Annotated in this window: 4 protein-coding genes; 2 read left to right on the top strand and 2 right to left on the bottom strand. The window is 47.9% G+C overall.

The genetic code is table 11. From position 1 onward, the window contains the following. Positions 1-64: 64 nt before the first annotated feature. Both ACWA6V_RS14340 and ACWA6V_RS14335 read right to left on the bottom strand, forming a co-directional pair. Positions 65-1267, bottom strand: a complete 1203-nt coding sequence (locus ACWA6V_RS14340) for an NADH:ubiquinone reductase (Na(+)-transporting) subunit B (protein ID WP_449523134.1) — start codon at positions 1265-1267, stop codon at positions 65-67. A 3-nt stretch (positions 1268-1270) separates the two neighbouring features. Further along, a complete protein-coding gene (locus ACWA6V_RS14335) occupies positions 1271-2614 on the bottom strand; it encodes a Na(+)-translocating NADH-quinone reductase subunit A (RefSeq protein ID WP_449523133.1) in 1344 nt (447 codons plus the stop codon). A 568-nt stretch (positions 2615-3182) separates the two neighbouring features. On the opposite strand from ACWA6V_RS14335, the gene mfd reads away from it, so the two are divergent. Both mfd and ACWA6V_RS14325 read left to right on the top strand, forming a co-directional pair. Continuing rightward, positions 3183-6644, top strand: a complete 3462-nt coding sequence (mfd, locus tag ACWA6V_RS14330) for a transcription-repair coupling factor (RefSeq protein WP_449523132.1) — start codon at positions 3183-3185, stop codon at positions 6642-6644. A gap of 35 nt (positions 6645-6679) precedes the next feature. After that, positions 6680-7135, top strand: a 456-nt coding sequence (locus ACWA6V_RS14325) for a CsiV family protein (protein ID WP_449523131.1), incomplete at its 3' end; no start/stop codon positions are given.

Genomic DNA, 7135 nt, shown 5'->3' with positions numbered 1-7135 from the left:
CAGTACGGATGCCACCAGACACATAATCAATGTGACTGCGATGGTATATTTTGCTGTTTGTTGGTTAGCCACGCGCCAGTCTCCGTTTAATGTTGGATTGAACGACGAAGTAGTCGATGGTAGGGGCAAACATGTTCGCAAACAAAATTGCCAACATCATGCCTTCTGGATAAGCCGGGTTAACCACACGAATCGTGATTACCATAAAGCCAATCAATCCACCGAAAATCCACTTACCTGCATTTGTCATAGAGGCGGACACAGGATCAGTTGCCATAAAGAACAAGCCAAAGGCAAAACCACCCAGAACAAAGTGCCACCAGAACGGCATTTGGAACATTGGGTTTTTGCTATCCGCACCCAACCAGTTGTAGAGCAGCACAGTCAACACGGTACCGATTAACACGCCGAGCACGATGCGAGTAGAGGCAATACCCATCACCAACAGAGCGATACCCCCAATCATCAATGCCAATACAGAGGTTTCGCCGATAGAACCTTGCTCGAAACCAAGAAACGCGTCCATCCAGGTAATGTGACCAGCCAATGCATCCATACCATTTTGTGCAGCAATAGAGAGTGAGGTCGCACCTGTGTATCCATCAACCGCAGTCCAGACTGCATCACCCGACATTTCTGCAGGGTAGGCAAAGAACAGGAAAGCACGACCAGTGAGTGCAGGGTTGAGGAAGTTTTTACCAGTACCACCAAAAACTTCTTTACCAATCACTACACCGAAGCTGATCCCCAACGCCGCTTGCCACAAAGGCAGATCTGGTGGGCAGGTCAAGGCGAACAGGATGGAGGTTACGAAGAAACCTTCGTTGACTTCATGGCCGCGAACCATCGCAAACCATACTTCCCAAATACCGCCCACGATAAATACGGTGGCATATATAGGAAGGAAGTAGGCAGCGCCGAGCACAAGGTTGTCCCAAATGCTGTCGGGATTATGTCCGGCAAACATCGCTGTCAAAGCGCCGTGCCAGTTATCGATACCGGTTGCACCGGTTGCAGCAAGAATGGTGTTTGCCTGCAAACCCACGTTATACATACCGAAAAACATTGCTGGGAATGCGCAAAGCCATACGGTGATCATAATGCGCTTCAAATCTACGCCATCGCGGACGTGAGCAGTGGATTTGGTTACATCTGCAGGTTTATAGAAAATGGTGTCTGCTGCTTCATAAAGTGCATACCATTTTTCGTACTTGCCGCCTTTATGGAAATGCGGCTCCATACTGTCGAGTATCTTTCGCAGACTCATCAATTAGCCCTCCTGCTCAATACGGGTAAGGTTGTTGCGCAGAATCGGGCCGTATTCGTATTTGCCCGGGCACACAAAGGTACACAGTGCTAAATCGTCTTCGTCCAACTCAAGGCAACCCAATTTTTGTGCCATTTCGGTGTCGCCCACAATTAATGAACGCAGCAATTGTGTCGGCAGGATATCTAACGGCATGACCTTCTCATAAGAGCCTACCGGTACCATGGCGCGCTCGGAGCCATTGGTAGAGGTGGTGAAGTTAAAGGCTTTAGAGGGGAGCAATTTCGATAAATAAATTCCCAATACCGAGAACTTATTAGTACCCGCGCGCAGGTAGTGAAGCATTTCGCGTTCACGACCTTCGAGCAACACGCTGACTTGATTGTGGAAGCGACCAAGGAAGCTCAGGTTGCCATGAGAACGACGACCACCGAATACCGAACCTGAAATTACGCGGTTTTCACCGGCTTTGGTTTGACCTTGAGTCAACTCAACCAGATTGGCACCAATGCGAGTGCGCACCAAACGCGGACGCTCTATCTGTGGGCCAGCCAGCGCAACAACACGCTCAACATTCATTTTACCGGTAGTGAACAACTCACCTACCGCAATCACGTCTTGATAACCGATAGTCCACACAGTTTTGTGTGCATTGACCGGATCAAGGAAATGAATGTGGGTTCCAGGGTTGCCTGCAGGATGAACACCAGCAAAAGTCTCAGTGACAATATTGCTGCCCTGCCCTTTAGGAAGATCTACACCCTCCGCCTGGCAGACAAATACTTTGCCTTCCGTCAAACGCGCCAACACCGTCAAGCCATTCGCAAAAGCATCTTTTTTACCCGCAATGATAACTTGTGGGTTAGCTGCCAATGGATTGGTATCAATAGCCTGAACAAAAATCGAGCTTGGTTTTGAATCCAACGCAGGAGCCTTGCTGTAAGGGCGGGTGCGCAACGCAGTCCACAGACCGGATTGCACCAAATTTTGCTGAACACTTTCACGTGACAAACCAGCTAAATCAGCTGCTGGATATTTGGCAAACTCGATAGCATCATTACCATCCACATCAATCACAATTGAGTGGAATACGCGCTGGTCGCCGCGATTAATCGCGCTTACCGTACCTGATGCAGGAGCAGTGTAAATAACACCGGGAGTCTTTTTATCAGAAAATAATTCCTGACCGAGTTTGACTTTATCACCAACCTGTACCGCCATAGTGGGCTTCATACCATGGTAATCAAACCCGATTAAAGCTACCTGGCGAACCTGCGGGCCATCTTCAATAGATTGATTGGGGCTGCCGGTAATGGGCAAATCCAATCCTCGACGAATCTTTATCATACGTCTCTGCCTAGTCGTTCGTGTGGATGTAGACCTGGTAACCCAGGCCGTGAGGATGCAGCAAGCGATAAACCAACTGCCATTAACCAGTTACATCCTGGCGGGAACTGGATAAGACTTTGTGGAGGAAGTGCTTGAGCTGCGAGCGCACCAGAGCTTATTTACGATGCAAATAAACCGCTGGAGCATAGGGCGAGTAACTTTCAGCCAATTTCTGTATCAACATCTGCCCCACAAAGCGCAAAGAACACACAAGAGATTGATTTATGAGAAGTTTTAGTTAGCCCCGATAAAACCCGCGAATTATAAACGCCACCCCGACCAAGCACCATAGCAATGCATTGATTTGATGCAGGTTTTACTCGAGATTTCATTGAATTCGATTTCTTTTTACGCGTATTTCGCATCAGCAAAAGCACCAATGAAAACACTTCTCATTAAGCTGCCGCATAGATTAAGCCTAGCAGTAAATATTTTTGATTTTTTTATTTGTGTAATGGTCACCCAAGAAACCACTTAACAAAGGTAAAATGCGTCCACCATTGGATGCGTGATTAATAAACGATTTATGACCCAACAGCTCCCAAGTAATCCTCCCATCTCTAACAAACCCGGCAACCGTCACTATTGGAGTCAGCTTTTCGGAAGCGCCCAAGCGCTCACCATTGTGAATGCTGCCCGGGCTTATCAAGGCCTGAGTTTGGTGGTCACAGCCGACACAAGTGCCGCCATTCGCATGGAGGGCGAGCTATCGTTTTTCGCAAAAGGGCAAAACCCACTACCGGTATTGCATTTGGCCGATTGGGAGACCCTGCCCTACGATACGATTTCGCCGCATCAAGACATTATCTCCGAGCGCCTCAGCACGCTCTATAAATTGCCCAGCGTAAAACAAGGCATTCTCGTAGTTCCGGTAACTACATTGTTGCAGCGACTCATGCCGCAATCCTATTTAGTCGGCAATAGCCTTATGGTTTCCGTCGGCGAAAAACTGAACGCTAATCAACTGCGCCAAAATCTTGAGCGCGCCGGTTATCACTGTGTAGATACTGTTTACGAACACGGCGAATTTGCAGTGCGCGGTTCGCTCATGGATATTTTCCCCATGGGCAGCGAGCTACCTTATCGCATCGATTTGTTTGATGATGAAATTGAAAGTCTGCGCACGTTTGATCCGGAAAACCAACTCACCATCGACAAGGTCGATACAATCCAATTACTGCCCGCCAAAGAATTCCCACTTAACAAAGCGGGGATCACCTTATTTAAACAAAAATGGTTGGAACGCTTTGATGTCAACCACAAAGCCTGTCCGGTATTTCAGGATGTGAGCGCGGGCATATCGCCCCCCGGTATCGAATATTATTTGCCGTTATTTTTTGATGCTTGCAGCACGCTGTTTGATTACCTGCCCGCCAACACCCAAATTTATGCGCTGGGCGATATCGAAAAATCCGCCGAAAGCTTTTGGCTGGAATTATTGCGCCGTTACGAAAGCCGCCGGGTAGATCCTTTGCGTCCACTGCTGGCGCCACGCGATATTTATCTCGCTATCGATGAATTTTTTGGCAACCTGAAGAATTATTCCCGCACCTTTGTCGAATCAGCAACATTGGAAGAAAAAGCGGGTAATTATAACTTTGCCACTGCTGCCACCCCGTCACTGCCTATTCGCGCGCAAGCGGATAACCCACTTGCTGCAATACAAGCGTTTTTGATGGAGTTTGATGGCAAGGTATTATTTTGCGCAGAATCCGCAGGCCGCCGCGAAACCTTGCTGGAATTATTAGGCCGCATCCGCATTCGCCCCATGACGGTGGATAGTTGGAACGAATTTCTCGCTCACAGTCAAAAACTGGCGATAACAGTTGCGCCACTTGAGCAGGGCTTATTACAAACCAAGCCTAAAATTGCGCTGATTTCTGAATCGCAATTGTTTGGTGAGCGCATCCAACAACAGCGCCGCCGTAAACAGACGCAAGACAACGCCGATCTGATTGTTAAAAATCTGACTGAATTAAAAATCGGCGCATCGGTAGTTCATATTGACCACGGTGTCGGTCGCTATCGTGGTTTGGAAACTATCACCATCGACAACCAAACCAACGAATTTTTAACGCTGGAATATGCCGACGAAGCCAAGCTTTATGTACCGGTGACGAGCTTGCATTTAATCAGCCGTTACGGTGGCGCAGAAGATGATTTAGCGCCGCTGCATAAACTCGGCAGTGAGTCATGGCAAAAAGCGCGCCGCAAAGCCGCCGAGCAAATCCGCGATACCGCAGCCGAGTTACTGGAAGTCTACGCACGTCGCGCAGCACGAAAAGGCCACAAATTTCCTGACCCCAAAATTGCGTACGAAGCCTTCTCTGCCAGTTTTCCATTTGAGGAAACCGCAGATCAACAGCGGGCAATTGAAGCTGTCATGGAAGATATGCTCTCATCCAAGCCTATGGATCGCCTTGTGTGCGGCGATGTAGGCTTTGGCAAAACCGAAGTTGCCATGCGCGCCGCTTTTATTGCCAGCCATAGCGGCAAACAAGTCGCGATTCTTGCGCCCACCACCTTGCTTGCCCAACAGCATTATGAATCTTTAAAAGATCGCTTTGCAGATTGGCCAATCACCGTCGAAGTATTGTCGCGCTTCCGTACCACTAAAGAAGTGAATCAAGTTTTGGAGCGCTTGGCGGAAGGCAAGGTCGATATCGTTGTCGGCACGCATAAACTCTTATCGCCCGATATTAAATTTAAAGATCTGGGTTTATTGATTATCGATGAAGAACATCGTTTTGGTGTAAGACAAAAGGACCAGATCAAAGCCCTGCGCGCGGAGATCGATATTCTTACGCTCACCGCCACACCAATTCCGCGCACACTCAATATGTCGATGGCAGGCATTCGCGATTTATCGATTATCGCTACGCCACCTGCACGCCGTTTATCGGTAAAAACATTTGTGCGCACCTATGACGAAGCCGTTATCAAAGAAGCGATACTGCGTGAAATTCTGCGCGGTGGGCAGGTGTATTATCTGCACAACGAAGTGGACACCATCGAGAAAGTCGCGCGCGAGTTGCAGGAATTAATTCCCGAGGCGCGTATTGGCATTGGCCACGGCCAAATGCGCGAGCGCGATCTTGAACGGGTGATGTCGGATTTTTATCATAAACGTTTCAACATTATGGTGTGCACCACCATTATTGAAACAGGTATCGATATCCCCAGCGCCAACACAATTATTATTAACCGCGCCGATAAATTTGGCTTGGCACAATTGCATCAATTGCGCGGCCGTGTTGGCCGTTCACATCACCAGGCCTATGCCTATTTATTAACGCCGGATCGCCGCTCGATGACCGACGATGCGCAAAAACGCCTCGAAGCCATTAGCGCTGCAGAAGATTTAGGTGCAGGTTTTACTCTGGCAACTTACGATATGGAAATTCGCGGCGCCGGTGAATTATTGGGCGACGAACAAAGCGGTCAAATTCAAACGATTGGCTTTTCACTTTATATGGATATGCTGGACCGCGCGGTAAAAGCAATTCGCCAAGGCAAGCAAGCCGATCTTGAAAAAGCGCTGAGCGAAGCGATTGAAATTAATTTGCGCATCCCGGCGTTGATTCCTGCCGATTATTTACCCGATGTTCACACACGGCTGGTGATGTACAAACGTTTGGCCAATGCCGATAGCGAGGAAGCCCTGCGCGACTTGCAAGTTGAGATGATCAACCGCTTTGGCATGCTGCCTGAGCAAATTAAAAATTTGTTCCGCGTTACGCAAATCAAAATTACCGCTGAAACCATTGGTATCACCAAACTGGAAGCTAATGCACGCGGTGGAAAAATTGAATTCTCCAGCGATACGCGGGTAGATCCACTCAAAATAGTAAAATTGGTACAAAGCCAACCACGCATCTACAAACTGGAAGGCGCGAACCAACTGAAATTCACTATGGATTTGGAGGCGACTGAAAAACGCATCCAAACCGTTGTCGATTTATTAGATCACTTGATGACCGGCAAATAATGCTGATCATTATCAACTCCTGGTGGAATTAATTTATGGTTTATAAATCAATAAAACTGCTGCCAATAAAACACCTGCAGACATTACGGGGTATTACGGTCGCGCTCACTAGTGTTTTAGTAGCTTCATTGGCTCATGCACAAACAAAAACCCACGAAGGCTGGTATCAGGTAGAGATGATTGTTGTCGCGCGAAAAGATGATACTGGCCAGGAGCACTGGCCAACAAATATCAAACTGCGCTATCCCGGTGATTGGGTCGAATTGAAAGATCCCAATGCAACCAAGGTGGACAGCACTACAGATAACAGTGCATCTTCAGTTGCATCCACAGTGGATCTGTCCAAAGAAGCATTTTATTTATTACCTGAGAGTGAACGCCAATTAAATACGCAAGCACAGAAGCTACAACGAAACCCACGTTTTGAAGTTCTGTTTCACAACGCTTGGCGGCAGGTTATTACCAATAAAAAAGAATCCAAAGCCATTCTT

It is taken from the genome of Cellvibrio sp. (assembly GCF_053579595.1).
This window is presented reverse-complemented; position numbering and strand designations above follow the sequence as displayed.

Excerpts from the sequence above, each read along its gene's own strand:
- mfd (WP_449523132.1), top strand. The coding sequence starts at position 3,183 with ATGACCCAACAGCTCCCAAGTAATCCTCCCATCTCTAACAAACCCGGC.
- ACWA6V_RS14335 (WP_449523133.1), bottom strand. The coding sequence starts at position 2,614 with ATGATAAAGATTCGTCGAGGATTGGATTTGCCCATTACCGGCAGCCCC.
- ACWA6V_RS14340 (WP_449523134.1), bottom strand. The coding sequence starts at position 1,267 with ATGAGTCTGCGAAAGATACTCGACAGTATGGAGCCGCATTTCCATAAA.